1 pseudogene is annotated in these 430 nt (G+C 43.5%); it reads right to left on the bottom strand.

Going from position 1 to position 430, the window contains the following annotated elements:
* Nucleotides 1-77: 77 nt before the first annotated feature.
* Nucleotides 78-430 (bottom strand): annotated as a pseudogene (locus HC175_RS19075) (TonB-dependent receptor); the annotation flags it as partial.

Raw genomic sequence — 430 nt, 5'->3', positions numbered from 1 at the left:
AGGGATTGCAAATTCTTCTTCGGGAGAACAGGCTGCAAGAAACAGCAGGCTCAAAAATGGTAAAATCTTCTTCATCTTCAGAATCTATAATAAATGTGAGCATAGTATGTAGTGCCCGGGCCAAACCAGTATTTAGGCGCAAAAAGAGGCTTTTCCCTTTCAAAATCAATTTTCAGGAGCGTGTAATTCACATTACGAGACTGTTCATAACCGCCGGTTTTATATTCGGTATTGAGGACATTGTTAAGGCTGGCAAAAACGCCAACAAATCTGTTTTTGAGTCTCCAGGATTTTCCCCCTACCATATTCACCAGCATGTAGCTGTCAAACTCTTCCTGCTGAAGCATTTTTGCAGCAGTTGCTTCGTCATAAGCCAGCAGCGGTAGCCCGTCCCTGTCTGTATAAAAATTTCTGGTGCGGGTAAGCGGTG

The sequence above is a fragment of the Salinimicrobium oceani genome (assembly GCF_012037645.1).
The sequence above is the reverse complement of the archived record's forward strand: the minus strand, read 5'-3'. Positions and strand labels throughout refer to the sequence as shown.